General features: G+C 68.6%; 19 protein-coding genes. All 19 read left to right on the forward strand.

The window, feature by feature from the left end:
- Nucleotides 1-40 precede the first annotated feature (40 nt).
- The 19 genes from CDA09_RS04505 to CDA09_RS04595 all read left to right on the forward strand — a co-directional run bounded on the left by CDA09_RS04505 (nt 41) and on the right by CDA09_RS04595 (nt 23,866).
- Nucleotides 41-616 carry an ANTAR domain-containing response regulator gene (locus tag CDA09_RS04505; RefSeq protein WP_121427523.1) on the forward strand — a complete coding sequence of 192 codons (576 nt, stop codon included), beginning with the start codon at nt 41-43 and terminating at the stop codon, nt 614-616.
- A gap of 254 nt (nt 617-870) precedes the next feature.
- Entirely contained in the window at nt 871-945 is a 75-nt protein-coding gene (pqqA, locus tag CDA09_RS23760; RefSeq protein WP_083903151.1) for a pyrroloquinoline quinone precursor peptide PqqA, read from the forward strand.
- 48 nt (nt 946-993) lie between these two features.
- A complete protein-coding gene (gene pqqD, locus CDA09_RS04515; protein WP_121427524.1) occupies nt 994-1,284 on the forward strand; it encodes a pyrroloquinoline quinone biosynthesis peptide chaperone PqqD in 291 nt (96 codons plus the stop codon).
- Nucleotides 1,253-2,392 carry a pyrroloquinoline quinone biosynthesis protein PqqE gene (gene pqqE, locus CDA09_RS04520; RefSeq protein ID WP_121427525.1) on the forward strand — a complete coding sequence of 380 codons (1,140 nt, stop codon included), beginning with the start codon at nt 1,253-1,255 and terminating at the stop codon, nt 2,390-2,392. The genes pqqD and pqqE overlap by 32 nt, the downstream gene beginning before the upstream one ends.
- Nucleotides 2,393-2,488: 96 nt before the next feature.
- Nucleotides 2,489-2,995: a hypothetical protein gene (locus CDA09_RS04525; protein WP_121427526.1), complete on the forward strand. Its 507-nt coding sequence runs from the start codon at nt 2,489-2,491 to the stop codon at nt 2,993-2,995.
- 19 nt (nt 2,996-3,014) lie between these two features.
- Complete coding sequence (serC, locus tag CDA09_RS04530; protein ID WP_286164377.1) at nt 3,015-4,088, forward strand: 3-phosphoserine/phosphohydroxythreonine transaminase; 1,074 nt, start codon at nt 3,015-3,017, stop codon at nt 4,086-4,088.
- Nucleotides 4,088-4,930, forward strand: a complete 843-nt coding sequence (locus CDA09_RS04535; RefSeq protein WP_121427528.1) for a dihydroorotate dehydrogenase — start codon at nt 4,088-4,090, stop codon at nt 4,928-4,930. The genes serC and CDA09_RS04535 overlap by 1 nt, the downstream gene beginning before the upstream one ends.
- Before the next feature lie 387 nt (nt 4,931-5,317).
- The gene (locus CDA09_RS04540; RefSeq protein WP_502697092.1) at nt 5,318-6,502 is read left to right on the forward strand and encodes a CmpA/NrtA family ABC transporter substrate-binding protein; all 1,185 of its coding nucleotides are present in this window, start codon (nt 5,318-5,320) and stop codon (nt 6,500-6,502) included.
- A 12-nt stretch (nt 6,503-6,514) separates the two neighbouring features.
- Nucleotides 6,515-7,471, forward strand: coding sequence for a nitrate ABC transporter permease (ntrB, locus tag CDA09_RS04545; RefSeq protein WP_286164378.1), 957 nt, complete (start codon nt 6,515-6,517; stop codon nt 7,469-7,471).
- 18 nt (nt 7,472-7,489) lie between these two features.
- Nucleotides 7,490-8,281, forward strand: coding sequence for an ABC transporter ATP-binding protein (locus tag CDA09_RS04550; RefSeq protein WP_121427531.1), 792 nt, complete (start codon nt 7,490-7,492; stop codon nt 8,279-8,281).
- Nucleotides 8,282-8,511: 230 nt separating this feature from the next.
- Nucleotides 8,512-9,666: a methyltransferase gene (locus CDA09_RS04555; RefSeq protein WP_121427532.1), complete on the forward strand. Its 1,155-nt coding sequence runs from the start codon at nt 8,512-8,514 to the stop codon at nt 9,664-9,666.
- Nucleotides 9,667-10,098: 432 nt separating this feature from the next.
- Nucleotides 10,099-12,567: a nitrite reductase large subunit NirB gene (gene nirB / locus CDA09_RS04560; RefSeq protein WP_121427533.1), complete on the forward strand. Its 2,469-nt coding sequence runs from the start codon at nt 10,099-10,101 to the stop codon at nt 12,565-12,567.
- Nucleotides 12,568-12,582: 15 nt separating this feature from the next.
- The gene (gene nirD, locus CDA09_RS04565) at nt 12,583-12,918 is read left to right on the forward strand and encodes a nitrite reductase small subunit NirD (protein WP_121427534.1); all 336 of its coding nucleotides are present in this window, start codon (nt 12,583-12,585) and stop codon (nt 12,916-12,918) included.
- Nucleotides 12,919-12,947: 29 nt separating this feature from the next.
- Nucleotides 12,948-14,162 carry a nitrate/nitrite transporter gene (locus tag CDA09_RS04570; RefSeq protein WP_121427535.1) on the forward strand — a complete coding sequence of 405 codons (1,215 nt, stop codon included), beginning with the start codon at nt 12,948-12,950 and terminating at the stop codon, nt 14,160-14,162.
- A 115-nt stretch (nt 14,163-14,277) separates the two neighbouring features.
- Nucleotides 14,278-15,963: a bifunctional protein-serine/threonine kinase/phosphatase gene (locus CDA09_RS04575; RefSeq protein WP_121430732.1), complete on the forward strand. Its 1,686-nt coding sequence runs from the start codon at nt 14,278-14,280 to the stop codon at nt 15,961-15,963.
- A 216-nt stretch (nt 15,964-16,179) separates the two neighbouring features.
- Entirely contained in the window at nt 16,180-18,921 is a 2,742-nt protein-coding gene (locus CDA09_RS04580; protein WP_121427536.1) for a nitrate reductase, read from the forward strand.
- A 69-nt stretch (nt 18,922-18,990) separates the two neighbouring features.
- A complete protein-coding gene (locus CDA09_RS04585; protein WP_286164379.1) occupies nt 18,991-21,168 on the forward strand; it encodes a putative bifunctional diguanylate cyclase/phosphodiesterase in 2,178 nt (725 codons plus the stop codon).
- 303 nt (nt 21,169-21,471) lie between these two features.
- Nucleotides 21,472-23,160, forward strand: coding sequence for an AMP-binding protein (locus tag CDA09_RS04590; protein WP_121427537.1), 1,689 nt, complete (start codon nt 21,472-21,474; stop codon nt 23,158-23,160).
- A 145-nt stretch (nt 23,161-23,305) separates the two neighbouring features.
- On the forward strand, nt 23,306-23,866 hold the full coding sequence (locus tag CDA09_RS04595; protein ID WP_121427538.1) for a DUF2889 domain-containing protein: 561 nt from the start codon (nt 23,306-23,308) through the stop codon (nt 23,864-23,866).
- Nucleotides 23,867-23,954 lie beyond the last annotated feature (88 nt).

Consider the following 23,954-nt stretch of genomic DNA (forward strand, 5'->3'; position numbering starts at 1 on the left):
TCGCAGCGGGCAGCGGCGCGAATCTTGCGTGGATCTGACCATGCTTCGCGTACTCGTCATCGATGAATCCCGCGCCCGGGCGGCCGAAATCTGCGCCGGGCTGGCGCTCGCCGGCCACCAGGTGGCGGCGGTGCTGGCGTCGTCGGCCGATCTGACGGCGCAGATCGAGGCGATCCGGCCGGACGTGATCCTGATCGAGACCGATTCGCCGTCGCGCGACACGCTGGAGAACCTCGCCGTGATGAACGCGGCGATGCCGCGGCCGGTGATCATCTTTGCGCAGGAAGGCGACCAGGACACGATCCGCGCGGCGGTGAAGGCGGGCGTGTCGACCTACGTCGTCGACGGGCTCGATCCGCAGCGCCTGAAGCCGGTCATCGACGTCGCGGTGGCGAGCTTCGAGGAGCACCAGTCGGTGCGTGCGGAGCTCGCCGCGGCGACCAAGAAGCTGTCCGAGCGCAAGCTGATCGAGCGCGCGAAGGGATTGCTGATGAAGTCGCGCGGCATGGACGAGGCGGAAGCCTACGCGGCGCTGCGCAAGCTCGCGATGGAGCGCTCGAAGCCGATGGCGGCGGTCGCACAGGATCTCCTCGATATGGCGAAGTACCTGCTCTGACGCCGCCGGGAGGCGCCGCGATGGTGCTCCCCCGCCTCCGGAATGCACTGCAACGGTGCGAAGCGGCCCGCGTTGACGGGCGTCAACCGGATGCGTCGAGGCGGCGCAATTCATGATTTTCTCGATCTTCGTTTCATGAGGGCGGCGATGGCCCGCTCCTGATCGGCCCGATTCGGCCGCCGTCACCGTCGGCGATGATGGCTGCGGATCGGTCGTCCGGCCGGTCCTTCAACCGATGAACGAGGAGGCAGCCCATGCAGTGGATCGATCCCGCGTATTGCGACATCCGTCTTGGTTTCGAAGTGACGGCCTACGTCTACGTGCGCTGACGGCGGGGCGGCCCGGCGCCGCCCTTGTCGCGCGAAGGAGTGTTGCGCATGAACGAGTCGAACCGGCTGCCTGCCGAGGACTGCTTCAGCCTCAATCCGATGTACCTCTTCCGCTGGGAGCCGACGCAGGACGCCCACGTCCTGCTCTACCCGGAAGGCATCGTGAAGCTGAACCAGACGGCGGCCGACATCATCGAGCACTGCGACGGCCGCAGTGGCGCTGCGATCGTGGCGGCGCTGCAGGCCCGTTATCCCGGCGACGACGACACGGTCGCCGCGGGCGTCTACAAGTTTCTGGAGGTGTTCCGTGCCAAAGGATGGATCCGTCGTCAGGCTTGACGGGCAGGGCAAGCCGCTGTGGCTGGTGCTCGAGCTCACGTACGAGTGCCCGCTGAAGTGCCCGTGGTGCAGCAATCCGGTCGATTACGCGCGCCGCAAGGGCGAGGAGCTGACGACCGACGAATGGAAGCGCGTGTTGCGCGAGGGGCGCGAGCTGGGGGCGCTGCAGCTCGGCTTCACCGGCGGCGAGCCGCTGCTGCGCGACGACATCGAGGAACTGGTCGCGGACGCGACGGCGCTGGGCTACTACACCAACCTGATCACCTCGGGCGTGGGGCTGACCGAGGCGCGGCTCGTGAAGCTGAAGGAAGCGGGCCTCAAGCAGATCCAGCTGTCGCTGCAGTCGAGCGAGCGCGAGCTGACGGATCGGCTGGTCGGGGCGCGCGTGCACGACCTGAAGCTGGACGTGGCGCGCCGGATCAAGGCGCACGGCTTCCCGATGGTGCTCAACGTGCCGGTGTTCCGTCACAACATCGATCAGGTTTCGGACATCCTCGAGCTCGCCGCGGATCTCGGCGTCGATTACCTCGAGTTCGCGAACCTGCAGTACTACAACTGGGCGCTGCTGAACCGCGACGAGCTGATGCCGACGCGGGCGCAGATCGAGGCGGCCGAGCGCGCGGTGCAGCAGATGCGCGAGCGCGTCGGCGACCGCATGACGATCTACTTCGTGATCCCCGACTACTACGAGGGGCGGCCGAAGGCGTGCATGAACGGTTGGGGCGCGATCCACCTGACGATCGCGCCCGACGGGGCGGCGATGCCGTGCCAGGAGGCGCGCGCGATCGAGGGGCTGGAGTTTCCGACGGTGCGCGAGAAGAGCCTCGCGTGGCTGTGGGACGAGTCGCCGACCTTCCGCAAGTTCCGTGGCGACGAGTGGATGCGCGAACCGTGTCGGTCGTGCAGCGACAAGGAGACGGATTTCGGCGGCTGTCGGTGTCAGGCCTTCCTGCTCACCGGCGACGCGGCGAATGCCGACCCGGCCTGTTCGCGTTCGCCGCATCATCACCTGATCGGCGAGGCGGTGGAGCGCGCGCATGCGCCGGAGCGCACCGCCGTGCCGCTGGTGATGCGCAACGCGCGGCGGGGGGGCTGCGATCATGCTTAGGCTGTTCGATTCGTCGCTGGTGACGGTGCTGCTCGGCGTCGCGTTGACGGCGGCGCTTGCCGTCCTCATGCGCATCGCGGGCTGAAGGAGCGGGCGATGGAGAGCGTGCTGTTCGAGGTCGTCGCGCGCTGGCTGCATTTTCTCGGGGCGCTGGTGTGGATCGGGCACAACTACGCGACCGCGGTGACGCGGCCGCGTTACGTGCCGCTCGCCGCGGCCGACCTGTCGGACCCGGAGAGCCCGCGCCAGCGCGTGCTGCTGCAGCGCGAGCACGGCGCTTTCCGCTACGCGTCGTTGCTGACCTGGGCCAGCGGCGCGCTGATCCTGTGGCATCGCGGCTGGCTGGGCGACGCGCTGAGCCTGCACGGCGCGCTTGCGCCGCTCGGGCTGGGGATGTGGATCGCGACGCTGATGGTGGCGAACCTGTGGTTCGTGCTGTGGCCACACCAGCAGCGGGTGCTGGGCTTCGTGCCGGCGCCGATCGACGAGCGCCTGCGCGCGTCGCGCGTGACCTTCCTGTCGGCGCGCGTGAACACGATGCTGTCGATCCCGGTGCTGTTCTTCATGGGGGCCGGCACGCATGGCGTCGCGCTTTTTGGCTGAGGCGGCGATGCCGCGGAACATGTTGGGTTTCAGCTTTTCCGCCGCGGCGGGGCCGTTGCCGGATGAGGTCGCGGTGGATGTGGCCGCGGCGTGCCGTCCGGGGCGGGGCTCCATCCTGAGCCTGCCGTTCACGTCGCCGGCTTTCCGCGCTCTGCAGGCAGAGACCGAGGCCTGCCTGCGCCGTCTGCTCGCTATCCCGGACCGTTTTCGCGTGCTGTTCCTCGCGGGCGGTGCGAGCGCGCAGTTCGCGCTGCTGCCGCTGAATCTGCTCGGTGATTCACGACCAGCGAGCTACGTCGATAGCGGCCATTGGTCGCGGCGCGCGATCGCGGAGGCGAAGCGGTATGCCGAGGTGTCGATCGCCGCGCGGGTGTCAGGGGCCGTTCCCGACGCTGCGGTGTGGCAGGTCGATCCGCGCGCCGCCTATTGCCACGTCACGAGCAACGAAACCGCGGATGGCCTGCAGTTCCGCGAGTTCCCCGCGCTGCCGGTGCCGCTCGTTGCGGACATGACCTCGGACCTGCTGATGCGGCCGCTCGACTTCACGCGCTTGTCGCTCGTGTATGCGGGGGCGCAGAAGACGATCGGCACGCCGGGGCTGACGCTCGTGATCGTGGACGAGCGGCTGCTGGGGCGGGCACGGCCGGAAACGCCGCGCGTGATGGACTACGCGGCGCAGGCGGCCGCCGGCTCGCGGCTATGCACACCGCCGGTGTTCCCGATCTTCGTCGCCCATCGCATGCTGCACTGGATCGAGGCGCGCGGGGGCGTTGCGGCGATGGCCGAGGCGGCCTGCCGGCGCAGCGAAGCCGTGTACGCGGCGCTCGCGGATGGCGCGGGCACGTATGCGATGCCTGTCGATCGCGTCCATCGCTCGCACGTCAATCCCTGCTTCCGCCTCGCCGACGAGGCGCAGACCGCGCTGTTCCTGCAGGCGGCCGAAGCGGGCGGGCTGCATGACTTGCGCGGACACCCGGACGTCGGCGGCGTGCGCGTGAGCCTTTACAACGGTGTCGCCGACGCCGCCGTCGACGCGCTCGTCGCCTTCCTGCGTGCCTTCGCGCGCCGGCGCAGCGGCCTGCGGGCGGCGTGATGGCGATGGGCGCACCGCCGCTGACGCCGCGCGCGCTGCGCACCCGCTGGGCAGTGGCGCGGCTTGAGCGCATCGCGCGACGCACGGACGGCGGGGGCGACGCGGCGGGCCCGTTCGGTCCGGTCAGCGCGATGGGGCTGAGCTTTGCCTCTCCGGTCGGCCTGGCTGCGGGGTTCGACCGGCGCGGGCGGCTGCTTGAAGGAGCGCACCGTCTCGGCCTCGGTGCCGTGGAGATCGGCACGCTCGCGCGGGCGGACGGTTATCCGGTGCTCCCGCGGCGGGCTGTGGGCGGCGTGCGGTGCGGCGTCAGCATCGGCAAGCCGCGCCACGTCGGCTGGGACAACGTGGACCACGCCTGTCTGCGGGTGCTGCGCGCCGCCCACGCCGGCGCGGATTACGTGACGCTCAATCCCGGCCGCGATTGTCCGTCGCCGGCGCGCTTCGCGGATCTGGCGGGCGCGGCGGTGCAGTTGCGCAACCGGCTCGCGCGGCATCGTCGGCAGCCGCTGCCGCTGGTGGCCAAGCTGCCGTCGTGCTGGCTTGATGGCGATGCCGCCTCCATGATCGCGGTCGCCGACATGTTCGTTGCGGCGGGCGTCGATGGCCTGCTCGTGTCGACCGAAGGCCACGCCGCGCGGCGCAAGGCCGGCGCGATGCTGCGCGTGCTGTCGGCGGCCCTCGATCCGCGGGTCTGCCTGATCAGCGTCGGCGGTATCGATTCGCTCGACGAAGCCGCGGCGCGGTTTGCGGCGGGCGCGACGCTGGTGCAGGTTCATCGCGCGCTGCTGGCTCACGATCCCCGGCTGCTCCGGGCCTTGCGGCGCCACGCACCCGGCCGCTGAGCGGCGCGCAAGTGGTGCGGCGGGGATGGTTTGTGCACTGCAATAGTGCGGCTGCCATGCTGCGGCCATCTTGTCCGGTTCGTCCGGAATTCCTCCCAATCCCCGCCAATAAAGGGTTTTCGCCACGTTGCGAAGCCTTGGCACACGACCTGCTAAAGATCGCTTGAGTCGGATCAACGGCGGTTCGACAGCAGATTGACCGGTCCCGGTGCGGGGCTGTGCAAACTACGGACAACGGCGTCCATCCCCGCAGGCATCCTACTGCGGGCGGTGTGCGCCGTTTTTGTTTTTCTGGCCTGCAGGGAGATGAAGATGGGTGCGTTCGATGACAACGGCGTCACGCGGCGGGAATTCATGCGGCGGACGATGGCGCTTTCGGGGGCGGCGATGATGGGGTCTGCGGGGCTGGGCGTGAGCGGCGGTGTGTGGGCGGCGGGGTCGGACGCGCCGGAGAAGAAGGAGATCCGCGTCGGCTTCATTCCGCTGACGGACTGCTCGTCGGTCGTGATGGCGGCGGTGCGGAAGTTCGACGAGAAGTACGGCATCAAGATCATCCCGAGCAAAGAGGCAAGCTGGGCGTCGGTGCGCGACAAGCTGGTGTCGGGCGAGCTCGACGCGGCGCACGTGCTGTACGGGCTGGTGTATGGCGTGCATCTCGGGATCGGCGGGCCGAAGAAGGACATGGCGGTGCTGATGAGCCTGAACCACAACGGCCAGGCGATCACGCTCGCGAGCAAGCTCAGGGAGCAGGGCGTCACCGACGGCGCGGGGCTGAGGAAGCTCATCACCGCGAAGCCGGGCGAATACACCTTCGCGCAGACCTTCCCGACCGGCACCCACGCGATGTGGCTGTACTACTGGCTCGCCGCGCACGACATCAACCCGATGAAGGACGTGAAGGTCATCACCGTGCCGCCGCCGCAGATGGTCGCCAACATGCGCGTCGGCAACATGGACGGCTTCTGCGTCGGCGAGCCGTGGAACAACCGCGCGATCATGGATAGGATCGGCTTCACCGCGGTGACGACACAGGACATCTGGACCGACCACCCGGAGAAGGTGCTCGGCACCACCGCCGACTGGGTCGCGAAGCATCCCAACGCCGCCCGCGCGCTGACTGCGGCGATCCTGGAAGCCGGACGCTGGATCGATGCGTCGCTGCCCAACCGGCGCACGACGGCCGAGACCGTCGCGCAGAAGTCCTACGTCAATACCGACATGGACGTGATCCTCGAGCGCATGCTCGGGCGCTATTCCAACGGGCTGGGCAGGAGCTGGGACGACCCGAACTACATGAAGTTCTACAACGACGGCGCGGTGAACTTCCCCTATCTCACCGACGGCATGTGGTTCCTGACGCAGCACCGGCGCTGGGGGCTGCTCGACAAGGACGTCGATTACCTCGCGGTCGCAAAGCAGGTGAATCGCATCGACATCTACAAGCAGGCCGCGGCCGCGGCAGGCGTGTCGCTGCCGAAGAGCGACATGCGCAGTGCGAAGCTGATCGACGGTACGGTGTGGGACGGCAGGGATCCGGCGAAGTACGCCGGGTCGTTCAAGGTCAGGGCGTAAGGGGAGCGGGCGATGACTGCGACAGCGACGCTCGACGGAGCGATGGGGGACGGCGGGGCAGCGACCGATGCGAGAGTCGTGGACCTGAAGCCGCTGCGGTCCGCGGCGGACAGGGGAGAGGCCATGACGGCGGTGGCGGAGGAGGAAGCCAGGGCGGTCGAGCCGGTCGTCCGGCGCAAGGGCAGGGCCGCGGCCTGGCTGCGTACGATCGCCAGCGCGGTGCTGCCGCCGGTGGCCGGCCTCGCGCTACTGGTCGGTTTCTGGTACCTCGCGACGCTCAAGGGCGGCGGCATCCCGGGGCCGGTGCAGACCTGGGATGCGGCGGTGGCGATCTTCTCGGATCCCTTCTACCGCGCCGGGCCGAACGACCAGGGCATCGGCTGGAACGTGCTGTCGTCGCTGCAACGCGTCGCGATCGGCTTCGGCATTGCGGCACTGGTCGGCATTCCGGTGGGCTTCATGCTGGGGCGCTTTGCGGTGCTGGCGAAGATGATGAACCCGATCATCAGCCTGCTGCGCCCGGTGAGTCCGCTCGCGTGGCTGCCGATCGGCCTGCTCGTCTTCCAGCGCGCCGACCCGGCGGCGACCTGGACGATCTTCATCTGCTCGATCTGGCCGATGATCCTCAACACGGCGCAGGGCGTGATGCGGGTGCCGCAGGACTACCTCAACGTCGCCCGCGTGCTGAACCTCTCGGAATGGAAAGTCTTCACGAAGATCCTCTTCCCGGCGGCGCTGCCGTACGTGCTCACCGGCATCCGGCTCTCGATCGGCACGGCCTGGCTGGTGATCGTCGCCGCGGAGATGCTCACGGGCGGCGTCGGCATCGGCTTCTGGGTGTGGGACGAGTGGAACAACCTCAAGGTCGAGCACATCATCATCGCGATCTTCGTGATCGGGACGGTCGGGCTGATTCTGGAACAGGCGCTGATGCTGGCGGCGCGTCGCTTCAACTACGAAGACCGCTGAGCGGTGGAGGAGACCATCATGAAGAAGATCGTGCAGATCGAGAACGTCGGACAGACCTTCAACACGAAGAACGGCCCCTTCACGGCGCTGCAGGGCATCAAGCTCGACATCCACGAGGGCGAGAGCATCAGCCTGATCGGGCACTCGGGCTGCGGCAAATCGACACTGCTGAACCTGATCGCCGGCCTGACGCTGCCGTCGAGCGGCGTGATGCTGTGCGACGGGCGCGAGATCGCCGGCCCCGGGCCGGAGCGCGCGGTGGTGTTCCAGAACCATTCGCTGCTGCCGTGGCTGACCTGCTACGACAACGTCTATCTCGCGGTGGATCGCGTGTTCGGCGCAAAGGAGGGCAAGGCGAAGCTGAAGCGGCGCACGCAGGATGCGCTCGCGCTCGTGGGCCTGTCGCATGCCGAGACGAAGTTCCCGCACGAGATCTCCGGCGGCATGAAGCAGCGCGTCGGCATCGCCCGGGCGCTGTCGATGGAGCCGCGGATCCTGCTGATGGACGAGCCCTTCGGCGCGCTCGATGCGCTGACCCGCGCGATGCTGCAGGACGAGCTGGTGAAGATCCTCGCGGCGACCAGGGCGACGATGGTGATGGTGACGCATGACGTCGACGAGGCGGTACTGCTCTCCGACCGCGTCGTGATGCTCACCAATGGCCCGGCGGCGACGATCGGCGAGATCCTGGAGGTGGAGCTCGACCGCCCGCGCGACCGGCTGTCGCTCACCGGGCTGCCCGAGTTCGCACGCTACCGTTCCGCGATCATGGACTTCCTGTACAAGAAGCAGGTGAAGCGGGCGGCTTGATCGCGCGGGTCGGCACCGGGTCGGGCAGGCATTTTGGGCGGCGCGCGGGTTGGCGGCGGCCCCCGTCGGTGCCGACCGGCTATGATGTCGGGCCTTACGGTACAAGGCTTTCCGATGTCCCCGACCCTGTCCGGCCGCCTCGCCGCGGCCCTCGCTGCATGTGCGCCGCTCGAAGCCGGATCCGCCGACGCTTGCCGGCTGTTTCCTGGCAGCGTGGAGGGGGCGTGCCGATGAACGGATTTCCACAAGTGGTCTGGGATGAGGAGGGCGAGCGCCATGCGCTGCGCTGGCGTTCGGAAAGCGGGAGCCCGCCGCCGCGCCGCGTGGTGCTGGTCGGCGACCAGACGCCCGCGGATCAAGCTTACCGCTGGGCGTGCGAGGGGACGGCCCTGCTTTACCGCGGCGATTACCAGAACGCGCGGCAGCTGCTGCTGGCGATGGGGCGCCGGGCGGACCGCAAGCCGCGGCGCGCCGGCAAGCCGACCAGTGCGCCGCCGAGTGCGGCCGAGGCCTTCCATCTTCACCGCCAGGCGCAGGCCCAGCGCGCCCGCACCCTCGGCATGCTGCTGCTGCCGGTCGATGCGGACCACAGCCTGCCCTTGCGCCGCGCGCCCGACGTCGCCCTGGCCTGTCGCGAGGCCTACGGCCCTGCCGACGAAGCGTATGCGGTATCGCTGCGCGAGCTGCTGGGGCTGATCGGGGCCCACGAATGGCGCAAGAAGGGGGTGCCGATCCCGGCGCTCGGGGCTTCCATCCATCCGCATTACGGCGTGTTTTCCCCGGTGCGTGGCGAATACGTCGACCTCGTCGCGCAGGCGCCCCTGCCCGCGGCGCTGGCGAGCGGCGCGCCGGCCTGCGACATCGGTACCGGCACCGGCGTGCTGGCGGCGCTGCTCGCGCAGCGCGGCGTGCGCCATGTGCTCGCGACCGACCAGGACCCGCGGGCGCTCGCCTGCGCGCGCGAGAACATCGCGCGGCTGGGCTTCGCCGCGCAGGTGGAGATCCTGCAGGCGGACATGTTTCCCGACGCCCGGGCGGCGCTCGTCGTGTGCAACCCGCCGTGGGTGCCGGCGCGCCCGTCGTCGCCGGTCGAAAACGCCGTGTATGACCCCGACAGCCGCATGCTGCGGGCTTTTCTCGACGGCCTCGCGGCGCATCTCGTGCCCGGCGGCGAGGGGTGGCTGGTTCTCTCCGATCTCGCCGAACATCTGGGCCTGCGCACGCGCGACGAATTGCTCGCGGCGATCGCGGGGGCGGGGCTGCAAGTGGTCGGGCGCCTCGATGCCCGGCCGCGCCATGCCAAGGCGCGCGACGCCGATGACCCCCTTCACGCCGCGCGGGCGGCCGAAATCACCTCGCTGTGGCGGCTCGCCGTGCGGGCGTGAAACCCATCCCCACCCCAGCCCTCCCCTTGAAGGGGAGGGAGACGTGGGTCGGGCGATGTGAGGTGCAATGTTGTGGTGCAGCATTGCCGCGTAATGCACCGAATTGGTGCGATAGCGATGTTCGCGCAATCTTCGCACGGGCAGGTCTTCAGGGAAAAATTCCTTTTAAAACAGCAATGTAATTTTGAATTGGGGGCTGGCACCCATCTTGCGATAAGGAGTCCGTAGGCCGGGGCAACGAGGCTCCGGCTTGAAATGCTTGATGCAGGGCATGCGGACAACGGCGTCCGTCGTTTCTTCGGGAGAGCGCTTCCGGAGGCGACGCGACGCCGTTTTTTTTTCGCCTTATGGAGTGGAGATCGATCATGGCCCTGACCCGCCGCGTCAACGCTTCCCCCGAATTCATCTCTTGCGCTGCCTGAAGGAGCCGCCATGAAAAAAATGAAACTCGTGATGATCGGTAACGGCATGGCCGGCTGCCGCACGCTCGAAGAGCTGCTGAAGCTCGCCCCGGACCTGTACGACATCACGGTGTTCGGCGCCGAGCCGCACGGCAACTACAACCGCATCCTGCTGTCGCCGGTGCTTGCGGGCGAGATGACGCTGCCGGAGATCATGCTCAACGATCTCGACTGGTACCGCGACAACGCCATCACGCTGCATGCGGGCAAGATGGTGACGAAGATCGACCGCGTGAAGCGCAAGGTCATCGCTGCCGACGGCACCGAGGCCGAGTACGACCGCCTGCTGATCGCGACCGGCTCGACCCCTTTCATCCCGCCGATTCCCGGCGCGGACCTGCCGGGCGTGCTCGCGTACCGCGACATCGGCGACACCGAGGCGATGATCGACGCCTCGACGAAGTACAAGCACGCGGTCGTGATCGGCGCGGGCCTCCTGGGCCTGGAAGCCGCGAACGGCCTGATGCTGCGCGGCATGAGCGTCACGGTGGTGCATCTGTCGGACTGGATCATGGAGCGTCAGCTCGACAAGCCCGCGGCCGACATGCTGCAGGCTTCGCTCGAAGCCAAGGGCATGAACTTCCTGCTTGCGAAGCAGACCGAGGCGCTGATCTGCGGTGAGGGTGGCAACAGCGCGGGCCGCGTCGCGGCGGTGCGCTTCAAGGATGGCATGGAGATTCCGGCGGATCTGGTTGTCGTCGCCGCCGGCATCCGCCCGAACTTCGCGCTGGCGGAATCGGCCGGCATCTACTGCGGCACGGGGCGTGCGCGCGGCATCGCGGTGTCCGACACGCTGCAGAGCGTGACCGACCCGCGCGTGTACGCGGTCGGCGAGTGCGTCGCGCACCGCGGCATCGCCTACGGCCTGGTCGCGCCGCTCTTCGAGCAGGGCAAGGTGTGCGCCAACCATCTCGCGAACTTCGGCATCGGCCGCTACGAAGGTTCGGTGACCTCGACCAAGCTCAAGGTGACCGGCATCGACGTGTTCTCGGCGGGCGACTTCTCGGGCGGCCCGGACACCGAGGACATCGTGCTGCACGACAAGCAGGGCGGCGTGTACAAGCGCATCGTGATCAAGCACAACCGCATCGTCGGCTCGGTGCTGTACGGCGACACCGCGGACGGCTCGTGGTACTTCCAGCTGATGAAGGACGGCCAGGACATCCATGCGATCCGCGACCACCTGATGTTCGGGCAGAACAACCTCGGCGACGCGGGCCACAAGGGCGAGAACAAGGCCGCTTCGATGCCGGACACCGCCGAGGTGTGCGGCTGCAACGGCGTGTGCAAGGGCACCATCGTCAAGGCGATCAAGGAGAAGGGTCTGTTCACGCTGGACGAGGTCAAGAAGCACACCAAGGCGGCGTCGTCCTGCGGCTCGTGCACGGGCCTCGTCGAGCAGATCCTCGCCTCGACGGTGGGCGGCGCCTATCAGGCGGTGTCGGCGCACGACAAGCCGGTGTGCGGCTGCACCGAGCTGTCGCACGGCGACGTGCGCAAGGCGATCCGCGACCACAAGCTGCTGAGCATCCCCGAGACGATGGAAACGCTGTCGTGGAAGACGCCGAACGGCTGCTCGACCTGCCGCCCGGCGCTGAACTACTACCTGATCTCGACCTGGCCGCACGAGGCGAAGGACGATCCGCAGAGCCGCTTCATCAACGAGCGTGCACACGCGAACATCCAGAAGGACGGCACCTATTCGGTCGTGCCGCAGATGCTGGGCGGCGTGACGACGCCGGCGGAGCTGAAGCGCATCGCCGAGGTCGCGGAGAAGTACAACGTGCCGACGGTGAAGGTCACCGGCGGGCAGCGCATCGACCTGCTGGGGATCAAGAAGGAAGACCTGCCGCACGTGTGGAAGGACCTCGGCATGCCCTCGGGCCACGCCTACGGCAAGAGCATCCGCACCGTGAAGACCTGCGTCGGCGCCGAGCACTGCCGCTTCGGCACGCAGCGTTCGATGTCCATGGGCATCGACCTCGAGAAGATGCTCTTCGGCATGTGGAGCCCGCACAAGGTGAAGCTCGCGGTGTCGGGCTGCCCGCGGAACTGCGCCGAGGCCGGCATCAAGGACGTCGGCGTGATCGGCGTCGATTCGGGCTGGGAACTGTATGTCGCGGGCAACGGCGGCATCAAGACGGAGGTGGCGCAGTTCCTGTGCAAGGTGCAGACGCGCGAGGAAGTCATGGAGTACTCGGGCGCCTTCCTGCAGCTCTATCGAGAGGAGGGCTACTACCTCGAGCGCACCGTGCATTACGTCGAGCGCGTGGGCCTGGAGCATGTGAAGAAGCACGTGCTGGAGAACGCGGAGAACCGCAAGGCGCTGTACGAGCGGCTGCTGTACGCGCTGCAGGACGCGAAGGATCCGTGGGCCGAGCGCTACGCCGCGGACGCCGCGCCGGCCGTGCGCCGCGAATTCGAAATTCTTGAAGCCTGAGACCGGAGCGAATCGATGAACACCTTTGAAATCAGCGTCGACGCCGGCTGGAAGGACATCTGTGCCGTCGAAGACATCCCCGTGCTCGGTTCGCGCGTCGTGAAGGCGGCGCGCGGCGGCGACATCGCGATCTTCCGCAACGCCGAGGGCGAGGTCTTCGCGCTGCACGACAAGTGCCCGCACAAGCAGGGTCCGCTGTCGCAGGGCATCGTGCATGGCCGTCAGGTCACCTGCCCGCTGCACAGCTGGAAGATCGAGCTCGACTCGGGCAACGCGGTCGCGCCGGATGTCGGCTGCACCAGGTCTTTCGAGGTGAAGGTCGAGGGCGGCCGCGTGCTGCTCAAGGTCTGATCCGATCGCATCGCAAAACGGGAAACGACATGGACAAGCAATCCTTCCTCAAGGCCGGGCATCCGCCGACGCTGCTGGCGGCCTTCCTGTACTTCGACCTGGCCTTCATGGTGTGGGTCATCCTCGGGCCGCTGGGCGTGCAGATCGCCACCGACCTGGGCCTGGACCACGCGCAGAAGGGCTTCATGGTCGCGGTGCCGGTGCTGGCCGGGGCGATCCTGCGCATCTTCATGGGCGTGCTCGTCGACCACCTGAAGCCCAAGATGGCCGGCGCGATCGGGCAGGTGATCGTGATCGGCGCGCTCTTTTTCGCGTGGCAGTTCGGCATCCACAGCTACGCGCAGACGCTGCTGCTGGGCGTGTTCCTCGGCTTCGCCGGCGCGGCCTTCGCGGTGGCGCTGCCGCTCGCGTCGCGCTGGTATCCGCCCGAGCATCAGGGCACGGCGCTGGGCATCGCCGGGGCCGGCAACTCGGGCACCGCGCTCGCGGCGCTGTTCGCGCCGGGCCTGGCGATAACCTACGGCTGGACCAACGTCTTCGGCCTCGCGCTGATCCCGCTGGTGCTGGTGTTCGCGTTCTACCTCGTCGTCGCGAAGGATGCGCCGGAGTGCCCGCCCGCGAAGCCCTTGACCGAGTACTTCAAGGTGCTGAAGGACAAGGACGCGTGGTGGTTCATGTTCTTCTACTCGGTGACCTTCGGCGGTTTCGTCGGCCTGGCGTCCTCGCTGAGCATCTACTTCAATACCCAGTACGGGCTCGATGCCAAGACGGCCGGCTACTTCACGGCCGCCTGCGTGTTCGCCGGCTCGATGGTGCGCCCGATCGGCGGGCGCGTCGCGGATCGCCTCGGCGGCATCAAGAGCCTGTCGGTGATGTACGTGCTGGCGTCGCTGTTCCTCGCGATCGTCGGGACCGGCCTGCCGCAGGCGTGGATGGCACTCGTCGTGTTCGTGCTGGCGATGCTGTCGCTGGGCATGGGCAACGGCGCGGTGTTCCAGCTCGTGCCGCAGCGCTTCCGCAAGGAGATCGGCGTGATGACGGGGCTGGTGGGCATGGCGGGTGGCGTGGGCGGTTTCTACCTCGCATCCTCGCTCGGCTACGCGAAGCAGGCGACGGGGAGCTACCAGATGGGCTTCATGATCTTCGCCGGGCTCGCGCTGGCGGCGCTGATCGGGCTGACCTCGGTGAAGACCCGGTGGCGCACGACCTGGGGTGCGGCGCACCTCACCTCGGCGCGGATCTGAGGCCGGTTCCGGTACCCAGGCGGAGAGCGCAGGCATGAACAAGGCGGCAATCATCGACGTCCCGACCGCGGAGCCGGCGGCTGCGTCCGCGGCCGCGCGTCGCCCGGGCAAGTCGATGCCGCTGTCCGTCCGCCTGGGCCACGCCACCGAACAGGGCCTGCGCCCGCGCAACGAGGACTTCGTCGGTGCCGCGACGCCGGAAGGCGCGGAACTGGAAGCGAAGGGCCTGCTGCTGGCGGTCGCCGACGGCGTCGGCGGCCATGCCAACGGGCGCGAGGCAGCCGAATACACGGTGCGCGGACTGCTTGCGGACTACTACGCGACGCCCGACACGTGGAGCGTCGAGAAGTCCATCGACACGGTGGTCGGCGCGATCAACCGCTGGCTGCTCGCGCAGTCGGCGAAGTCGCGTGACTACGCCGGCATGGCGACGACGCTCACGGCGGTGGCGCTGCGCGGGCGACGCTACTACGTCGCCCACGTCGGCGACTCGCGCGCCTACCGGTGGCACGACGGCGCGCTGCGGCGCCTCACCGAGGACCACACCTGGGAACACCCCGAGCTCGACAACGTGCTGCGCCGCGCGGTGGGGCTGGACGCGCAGCTCCTGATCGACTTCGACGACGGCGAGCTCGCGGTCGGCGACCGCTTCCTGCTGGTGAGCGACGGCGTGTGGAACACGCTGGGCGACGAGGCGATGGGCGAGCTGCTCGCGCGCGGGGACGATCCGCAGGCGGCGGCCGACGCGCTGGTGCTGGAGGCCTTGCACCGCGGGGCGACCGACAACTGCACGGCGCTGGTCGCGCACGTCGACGCCGTGCCCGCCGACAACCTGCGCGACCGCCTTGCCAGCGGCCGCCGCCTGCCGCTGCCGCCGCGCCTGAAGGCCGGCGAGACGCTGGACGGCCTGCGCGTCGAGGAGCTGCTGCACGAGTCGCGCGTGACCCTGCTGTACCGCGTGACGCGACTGGAAGACGGCGCCGCGCTGGTGCTGAAGACCCTGCGCCAGGAGGAGGGCGACGAGGAGGCGATGGCGTCGCTGGTGCGCGAGGAGTGGATCGCGCGCCGCGTCCCCGGGCATGGCTTTCCGCGCGTCTGCGAGCACGCCGGGCGCGACCACCTGTATTACCTGATGAGCTGGCACGAAGGCGAGACGCTCAAGGCGAGCCTCGCGCGCGGCCATCGCTACGCGGCGCACGAACTGGTGCCCATCGGCACCGCGCTGCTGCGTGCGGTCGCATCGCTGCACCGCCTGGGCATCGTGCATCGCGACATCAAGCCCGACAACATCCACCTCGACCGCCACGGCGAACTGCGCGTGCTCGACCTCGGCGTCGCGGCCTCCGACGGCGAGGATCTGCGCGAGATCAACAACCCCGGCACGCCGTCCTACATGGCGCCCGAGCTTTTTGCCGGGCAGGCGGCGAACGAGGCGTCCGACCTCTACGCCTGCGGCGTGACGCTGTACGAGCTGCTGACGCGCAAGTACCCCTACGGCGAGATCGAGCCTTTCCAGCGTCTGCGCTTCGGCGAGCCGCTGCCGCCGACGCGCTATCGCCCGGACACGCCGGAATGGCTCGAGGCCGTGCTGCTGAAAGCCTGCGCGCGCGACGCGAAGGGCCGCTTCGAGACCGCCGAGGAGTTCCTCGTCGCGCTCGAGCGCGGCGCGCACCGCCCGCTCGCGACCCACAGGCGTGCACCGCTCGCGGCGCGCAATCCGACGCTGGCGCTGAAGCTCGTGTTGGTCGGGTCGCTGCTGCTGAATGTAGTGTTGCTGTATTTGCTGAGTCGGAGCGGGTGATGAGAGTGGGGAAGGAGTTCCTCCCCCTTCAAGGGGGAGGTTAGGAGGGGGATGGGTTTCCGTCGCAGCTGAGTGGCGCGTGCAGGGACTTCGTCCGAAACCCATCCCCACCCCAGCCCTCCCCTTGAAGGGGAGGGAGTAGCCGCCGCCACTTGACCGACCGTAATACCTGCCCCAGCGCCACAAAAGAACATGACGACCCCCGGAGAGATCACGATGGAAACGAAAGCCACCTGCCCCTACTGCGGCGTCGGCTGCGGCGTCCTCATCGAACACGACGGCGCGCGCATCACCGGCGTGCGCGGCGACCCGGAGCATCCCGCGAACTTCGGCCGCCTGTGCACGAAGGGCTCCACGCTGCACTTCACCGCGCGCCCCGAGACGCGCCTGCTGCATCCCGAACTGCGCACCGCGAAGGGCGAGCCGCGCCGCCGCGCGAGTTGGGACGAGGCGCTCGGCACCGCCGCGCAGCGTTTCGCCGCCGTGATCGACGAGCACGGCCCCGATGCCGTCGCCTTCTACATCTCGGGGCAGCTCCTGACCGAGGACTACTACGTCTTCAACAAGCTGATGAAGGGCCTGATCGGCTCGAACAACGTCGACTCCAACTCGCGCCTGTGCATGTCGAGCGCGGTCGCCGCCTACAAGCAGACGCTGGGCGCCGACGCGCCGCCCTGTTCGTACGAGGACTTCGCCGCGACCGACTGCCTGCTGATCGCCGGCGGCAACCCGTCCTACGCACACCCGATCGCCTTCCGCCGCATCGAGGACGCCAAGGCCGCGCGCCCGGACATGAAGATCATCGTCGTCGACCCGCGCCGCACCGACACTGCCGCGACCGCCGACCTGCACCTGCCCATCCTGCCCGGCACCGACATCTGGCTCTTCAACGCGATGCTCAACGTGCTGCTGTGGGAGGGCCTCGTCGACAACGCCTTCGTGCGCGAGCACACGGAAGGCTTCGACGCGCTGCGCGAGCACGTGCGCGAGATCACGCCGGCGGTCGCGGCCGAAGTCTGTGGCGTGAAAGCGGACGACATCCGCACCGCCGCGCGCTGGTGGGGCGAGGCGCCGCGCGCGATGTCGCTGTGGTGCCAGGGGCTCAACCAGTCCACGCACGGCACGCACAACGGCGCGGCGCTGATCGCGCTGTCGCTCGCCACCGGCAAGATCGGCAAGCCCGGCTGCGGGCCGTTCTCGATGACCGGCCAGCCCAACGCGATGGGCGGGCGCGAAGTCGGCGGCATGGCGAACCTGCTGTCCGGCCACCGCGAGCTCGCGAACCCCGAACACCGCGCCGAAGTGGCGCGCCTGTGGGGCGTGCCGGACGTGCCGGCCGCGCCCGGCCTCACCGCCGTCGAACTCTTCGACGCGATGCACGACGGCCGCATCAAGGCGCTGTGGATCGCCTGCACCAACCCGGCGCAGTCGCTCCCCGAACTCGAACGCGTGCGCGAGGCGCTGGCGCGCTGCGACTTCGTCGTGCTGCAGGAAGCCTACGGCAACACCGAGACCGCGCCCTTCGCGGATCTCTTGCTGCCGGCTGCGACCTGGGGCGAGAAGGAAGGCACGGTGACGAACTCCGAGCGTCGCATCACCCACGTCCATCGCGCGATTCCCGCACCGGGCGAGGCGCGCGCGGACTGGGACATCGTGTGCGACTTCGCGCGCAGGCTCGCACCGCTGATCGGCAAGCCGGAGGCCGTGCGCCTGTTCGACTACGCGGGCCCCGAGGCGATTTTCGCCGAACACGCGCAGACCACGCGCGGGCGCGATCTCGACATCGCCGGCTTGTCCTATGCCGTGCTCGACGGCAAGGGGCCGCAGCAGTGGCCTTTCCCCGAAGGCGCGAGCGAAGGCCGCGCACGCCTCTATGCCGACGGCCGCTTCGCGACCGCCGACGGCAAAGCGCACTTCGTCGTGCCGACCACAAAACTCGCCGCCGAACGCGCCGACGCGCGCTACCCGCTGCATCTCACCACCGGCCGGCTGCGCGACCAGTGGCACGGCATGAGCCGCACCGGCAAGGTCGCGCGCCTCTACAACCACGTCGACGAGGCGCGCATCGAGCTCAACGCCGACGACATGCACCTGCGCGGCCTCAAGGACGGCGAGCTCGTGCGCGTGAAGAGCCGGCGCGGCGAGATCGTGCTGCGCGCCGCCGCGTCGAACGAGATCCGCTCCGGCCAGGCTTTCGTCGCGATGCACTGGGGTGCGAACGCGCTGAACTCGGGCGGCGTGAACATGCTGACGCTGCGCGAGTTCGATCCGTACTCGAAGCAGCCGGAACTGAAGCACGCGACCGTGCAGGTCGAGAAAGCGCATTTGCCGCATCAGGCGCTGATCATGCGCGGCGAGCCTGAGGCGGCGACGGCGGGGGAGGAAGGAGCGAGGGATCCCGCCGGCGTCACGCTCGAGCGCGCCGCGCGCCTCGCTCCGTGGCTGGAGCGCTTCGCCTACGCCTCGCTCGCGCTCGCCGGCCGCGACCATCCCGCCGTGGTGCTGCGCATCGGGCACGACCAGCCGATCCCGCAAGTCTGGCTCGACGAGCTCGACGCGCTGCTGGGCCTCGACGACGAGCACTGTCTCGCCTACAGCGACGCGCGCCGCGGCATCACGAAACGCGCGCGCATCGAGGACGGCCTCCTCGTCGGCCTGCGTCTCACCGGCGAGACCGCGGCCGCCGGCTGGCTGCGCGACGTGCTGGTCGAGCGCCAGCCGACCGCGGAGCTGCGCCGCTGGATCCTCGCGCCGCTCGCGAGCCCGCCGGCGGCGGCGAAGAGCCGCGGGCGCATCGTGTGCAACTGCCTCAACGTCTCCGAGAGCGACATCGCCGCGGCGATCGCCGGCGGCGCCGGTTTCGACGCGTTGCAGGACAAGCTCAAGTGCGGCACCAGCTGCGGCTCCTGCGTGCCGGAAATCCGGCGCATGGTCGCGGCGGGGCGAAGCGCTGCCTGAACGTACACATAGTTGTAACAAAAGCGTCAAATAATCGGCTGGCCGTCACGTTCCGGAGAAACACACCTGATGACCCCCTTGGCGCCACTCGGGGGCGCGCACAGTGCGCCCCCGCCGGTTGTTCGTGCCACCGCCGTGCCGCCCGACATGAGCAGCGAGCGGGTGCTGGGCGTCCTTCTCGACACCCTCGATGGCGTCGTGTGCCGCTGCGCGATCGACGGGCGCTGGACGATGCGCTTCGTCAGCGAAGGCGCGCGCCGGCTGTTCGGCTACGCCCCGGATGAGTTGATCGGCGACGACGGCGTGCGCTACGAGAACCTGATCCATGTCGAGGACCGTGCTCCGGTGCGCAGGGAGATCCTGGCTGCGTTCGCCGCGGGGGGGCGCTACCGCATCGAGTATCGGGTGCAGTGCCGCGACGGCAGCATCAAGTGGGTACTGGAGCGCGGCATGGGCGTCCGCGACGAGGACGGACGCTACGTGACCGAGTCCTTCATCGAGGACATCACCGGGCGGGTCGACGCGCGCCAGCGGCTGGCGGAAGCCGAGGGCCGCTACCGCAGCCTGTTCGAGAATTCCGTGATCGGCATCTTCCAGACCACCGTGGATGGGCGCTACCTCGCCTCCAACGGGGCACTCGCCCGCATGTACGGCTATGATTCGCCCGAAGCGCTGATCGCCGACCTGCAGGACATCGACCGCCGCCTGTACGTCCTGCCCGGACGGCGCGACGAGTTCAAGCGCCAGATCGCCGAGCGCGGCTACGTCAGCGATTTCGAATCGGAAATTTTCCGCCGCGACGGCTCCGTGCTGTGGATCGCCGAGACCGCACATGCCGTCTATGGCGCATACGGCGAGCTGCTGTACTACCAGGGCACGGTGGAGGACATCAGTGTCGCCAAGCGCTACCGCGAGCAGCTCGAACACCAGGCCAACCACGATCCGCTCACCGGCCTGCCCAACCGCAACCTCCTGCGTGACCGCCTGCAGCAGGCGCGTGCCTTCGTCGAGCGCGAAGGCGGCGAGGTCGCGGTGGCTTTCGTCGATCTGGACAACTTCAAGGTCATCAACGACAGCCTCGGCCATGCGATCGGCGATGAGCTGCTGCTGGTCGCGGCTTCGCGGCTGAAGGGCTGCCTGCGTTCGATCGATACCGTGGCGCGTTACGGCGGCGACGAATTCGTGCTCATCCTGCATTGCGACGGCGCCGCCGACACGCTGCCGCGGGTGTTCGAGCGCGTGTTGCGCGAGATTGCACGCCCCGTGCAGCTGGGCGGGCACGAGCTGCTGGTCACCTGCAGCATCGGCATCGCCATGCTCGACGGCGACCAGGGCGTGGATGAGCTGCTGCAGAACGCCGACGCGGCGATGTATGCGGCGAAATCGGCCGGGCGCGCGACCTTCGCGTTCTACGAAGCCTCGCTCAATTCCGCCGCGGTCGAGCGCCTGCACCTCGAGTCGGCGTTGCGCCACGCGCTGGAGCGCGGCGAGATCGAGGTGTATTTTCAACCCAAGGTGGACGCCAGCGGGCGCGCCTGCTCGGTCGAGGCGCTCTCGCGCTGGGCCGGTAGCGAGTTCGGCGCCGTCTCGCCTGCGACCTTCATTCCCATTGCCGAAGAAGTCGGCCTCATCGAATCGATCACCGAATTCGTGCTGCGCACCGCATGCAGCCAGGCCGCGCAGTGGCACCGCGCCGGGTTCGGGCCGCTCGCCGTCGCGGTGAACCTCTCGCCGCGGCTCTTCCGCTCCGGCGCCTTCGTCGCGCAGGTCGCGCTCGCGCTCGCCGACTACGGGTTGCCGGCAGAATGCCTGGAACTCGAGATCACCGAAGGCACCCTGATGGACAAGGGCGTCGACGCGCTGGAGCAGCTGCAGGCACTGAAGGCGCTGGGCGTGCGCCTCGCGGTCGATGACTTCGGCACCGGCTATTCCTCGCTCGCCTATCTCGCACGTTTCCCGCTGGACATCCTGAAGATCGACAAGGCCTTCGTGTCGCGCGCCACGGAGGGAACACGCGAGGCGATCCTGTCGCGCGCGATCGTCACGCTGGGGCGCGACCTCGGCATGCGCGTGGTCGCCGAAGGCGTCGAGACCGAGGCCCAGTGGAAGCTGTTCGCAGGCGCCGGCTGCCACGAGTTCCAGGGCTACCTGTTCGCCCGTCCGCTGAGCGCTTCTTCCGCGGACGCATGGCTCGCGGCCAATACGGCCGCCGTGCCGGCCGCGACGCCGATCGTGCAGTCCCTGTAGCGCGGCGCGAGGAAGGCCGACCGGCGGGCAGGAGCCCTTCGGGTCCCGCGGCCGCTTCGTCACGAAAGATTTCCTCTGCAGTGCAGTCAACGGGGCGCGAGCCGGTGCCCTGCGCAACATGGTTGCATGACGTTGACGTCAACGTCAAAATACCGCCCGGCGCCCGACCGGGGGCGTCGAAACTCAATCAAAGGCGCCTGCGGCACAATACCCCGACTGCACTGCCGGGGCCTGCGGCAAGCGGGCGTACATCGGGCACGGCGGAGACGCATCCGCCGCGCCGCTTCTGGGAAAGGAGAGGAAATGACTGCAGTTGCCGAGTTTCTGAAAGCACGGGACTTCCTGCTGGCCAACCGCACCGACTACGCGACCGCGTACGCCGGTTTCCAGTGGCCGCAGCTTACCGAGTTCAACTGGGCGCTCGATTACTTCGACTCGATGGCGCAGGGCAACGACAAGCCCGCGCTGTGGATCGTCGAGGAAGACGGCCGCGAATCGAAGCTCTCCTTCGCCGAGATGTCGGCCCGCTCGAACCGCGTCGCGAACTGGCTGCGCGACCAGGGTGTGGCGCGCGGCGACCGCATCCTGATCATGCTCGGCAACGAAGTCCCGCTGTGGGAAACCATGCTCGCCGCGATCAAGCTCGGCGCCGTCGTGATCCCCGCGACCACGCTGCTGACCCCGGACGACCTCGCCGACCGCCTCGAGCGCGGTCAGGTCAGGCACGTCGTGATCGGCAAGGCCCACACCGACAAGTTCGCGGACCTCGCCGGCAGCTACACCCGCGTCAGCGTCGGCGGCGCGACCGCCGGCTGGCTGTCGTTCGAGGACGCCTACGCCGCCTCGCCCGAGTTCAAGGCCGAAGGCGTCACCAAGGTCACCGACCCGCTGCTGCTGTATTTCACCTCCGGCACCACGTCGAAACCGAAGCTCGTCCAGCACAGCCACCAGTCCTACCCGGTCGGCCACCTGTCGACGATGTACTGGATCGGCCTGCTGCCCAATGACCGCCACATGAACATCAGCTCGCCGGGCTGGGCCAAGCATGCGTGGAGCTGCTTCTTCGCCCCGTGGAACGCCGGCGCCTGCGTCTTCCTGTACAACTACAACCGCTTCAACGCCAAGGCGCTGCTCGACGTGCTGGTGAAGTACGAGATCACCACCATGTGCGCGCCCCCGACCGTGTGGCGCATGCTGATCCAGCAGGACCTCGCGTCCGTGAAGACCAATCTGCGCGAGCTCATCGGCGCCGGCGAGCCGCTCAACCCCGAAGTCATCGAACAGGTGAAGAAAGCCTGGGGCATCACGATCCGCGACGGCTTCGGCCAGACCGAAACGACCTGCCAGATCGGCAATCCGCCGGGTCAGAAGCTCAAGCCCGGCTCGATGGGCCGCCCGCTGCCGGGCTACACCATCGCGCTCCTCGACGCCGACAGCAAGCCGGTGCAGGAAGGCGAGATCAGCCTGGTGCTCGCGAAGCGTCCGGCCGGTCTGATGCTCGGCTACGCCGGCGACGAGGCGAAGACCGCCGAAGTCATGCGTGACGGCCACTATCGCACCGGCGACGTCGCCAGCATCGACGAGGAAGGCTACATCACCTACGTCGGCCGCGCTGACGACGTGTTCAAGGCGTCCGACTATCGCATCAGCCCGTTCGAGCTCGAATCGATCCTGATCGAGCACCCGGCCGTCGCCGAAGCCGCTGTCGTGCCCAGCCCGGACCCGGTGCGCCTGGCCGTGCCGAAGGCCTACGTGATCCTCGCTGCCGGCTTCGAGCCGTCGAAGGAACTCGCGAAGGACATCTTCGCCTTCACGCGCGACAAGCTCGCCCCGTACAAGCGTATCCGCCGCCTGGAATTCTCGGATCTGCCGAAGACGATTTCGGGCAAAATCCGCCGCGTCGAGCTGAGGAAGAGCGAGGAGGGCAAGGATGCCGCCGCCCGCGGCGCGCTCGAGTTCTTCGAGGAAGACTTCCCCGAACTGAAGGGCTGATGCACCGGCCCACGGCGCAGTGATCGGAAGACGGCGGGGCGACCCGCCGTTTTCTTTGATTCGCGTACCCGCGTCGCAGTTACCATTGGGCCGTTTGGCATCGCGAACGACGATCGCGCGATTGCCGGTTCAGGAAGGGGCGCAAATGTTCGGAGAATGCGAGCGCGAGCTCACGCACACGCGGCAGATCACCTGCCGCGCCTATCGCCGCAAGGACGGGCTGTGGGAAATCGAGGCGACGGTGGTGGACGAGAAGGGCGAGGAGGTCGGCTTTCGTTCGCGCGATCCGGTACGCCGCGGCGAGTTCATGCACCACATGGGCATCAACTTCCTGATCGATGACGATTTCACGATCCGCGACGTGCAGGCCGCCATGCAGGTCACGCCCTGGTCGGTGTGTCGGGAAGCGACGGACGTATACCGCCGCCTGATCGGGCTGCAGATCGGGCCGGGGTTCGGGCGCCAGGTTCGTGAGCGAATCGGCAGCGAGCAGGGCTGCGTGCATCTGAGCGACCTGATCACGCAGGTCGGCAACACCTATACCCAGGCTTCGTGGCCCGACCGAGTGAAACGCCAGATGGCGATCGATCCCGATCCGCGACGCTGGCCGGACGCGCGTGCCGTGGCCTTCGTCGGCGAATGCCTGGCGTGGAAGCGCGGCGGCGATACGCTCCGGCAGGAATACCCGGAGCTGTCCGGCGAGTGAGGCGCGTCGCAGCGCCGGCCCTGCCGGGGCAGGGGGCTCCCCGGATAGCCCGAAGCCATGTCATTCTGTCCGGCCGCCGCCGCATTAG

This window comes from Azoarcus sp. DN11, assembly GCF_003628555.1.
Lineage (GTDB): Bacteria > Pseudomonadota > Gammaproteobacteria > Burkholderiales > Rhodocyclaceae > Aromatoleum.

What these genes read in the sequence shown, in the direction of transcription:
- CDA09_RS04595 (WP_121427538.1), top strand. Translation starts at nt 23,306, where the DNA reads ATGTTCGGAGAATGCGAGCGCGAGCTCACGCACACGCGGCAGATCACC.
- nirD (WP_121427534.1), top strand. Translation starts at nt 12,583, where the DNA reads ATGAACACCTTTGAAATCAGCGTCGACGCCGGCTGGAAGGACATCTGT.
- CDA09_RS04590 (WP_121427537.1), top strand. Translation starts at nt 21,472, where the DNA reads ATGACTGCAGTTGCCGAGTTTCTGAAAGCACGGGACTTCCTGCTGGCC.
- nirB (WP_121427533.1), top strand. Translation starts at nt 10,099, where the DNA reads ATGAAAAAAATGAAACTCGTGATGATCGGTAACGGCATGGCCGGCTGC.
- serC (WP_286164377.1), top strand. Translation starts at nt 3,015, where the DNA reads ATGTTGGGTTTCAGCTTTTCCGCCGCGGCGGGGCCGTTGCCGGATGAG.
- CDA09_RS04540 (WP_502697092.1), top strand. Translation starts at nt 5,318, where the DNA reads ATGATGGGGTCTGCGGGGCTGGGCGTGAGCGGCGGTGTGTGGGCGGCG.
- CDA09_RS04580 (WP_121427536.1), top strand. Translation starts at nt 16,180, where the DNA reads ATGGAAACGAAAGCCACCTGCCCCTACTGCGGCGTCGGCTGCGGCGTC.
- CDA09_RS04570 (WP_121427535.1), top strand. Translation starts at nt 12,948, where the DNA reads ATGGACAAGCAATCCTTCCTCAAGGCCGGGCATCCGCCGACGCTGCTG.
- CDA09_RS04585 (WP_286164379.1), top strand. Translation starts at nt 18,991, where the DNA reads ATGACCCCCTTGGCGCCACTCGGGGGCGCGCACAGTGCGCCCCCGCCG.
- CDA09_RS04575 (WP_121430732.1), top strand. Translation starts at nt 14,278, where the DNA reads ATGCCGCTGTCCGTCCGCCTGGGCCACGCCACCGAACAGGGCCTGCGC.
- CDA09_RS04535 (WP_121427528.1), top strand. Translation starts at nt 4,088, where the DNA reads ATGGCGATGGGCGCACCGCCGCTGACGCCGCGCGCGCTGCGCACCCGC.
- CDA09_RS04525 (WP_121427526.1), top strand. Translation starts at nt 2,489, where the DNA reads ATGGAGAGCGTGCTGTTCGAGGTCGTCGCGCGCTGGCTGCATTTTCTC.
- ntrB (WP_286164378.1), top strand. Translation starts at nt 6,515, where the DNA reads ATGACTGCGACAGCGACGCTCGACGGAGCGATGGGGGACGGCGGGGCA.
- CDA09_RS04505 (WP_121427523.1), top strand. Translation starts at nt 41, where the DNA reads ATGCTTCGCGTACTCGTCATCGATGAATCCCGCGCCCGGGCGGCCGAA.
- CDA09_RS04550 (WP_121427531.1), top strand. Translation starts at nt 7,490, where the DNA reads ATGAAGAAGATCGTGCAGATCGAGAACGTCGGACAGACCTTCAACACG.
- CDA09_RS04555 (WP_121427532.1), top strand. Translation starts at nt 8,512, where the DNA reads ATGAACGGATTTCCACAAGTGGTCTGGGATGAGGAGGGCGAGCGCCAT.
- pqqD (WP_121427524.1), top strand. Translation starts at nt 994, where the DNA reads ATGAACGAGTCGAACCGGCTGCCTGCCGAGGACTGCTTCAGCCTCAAT.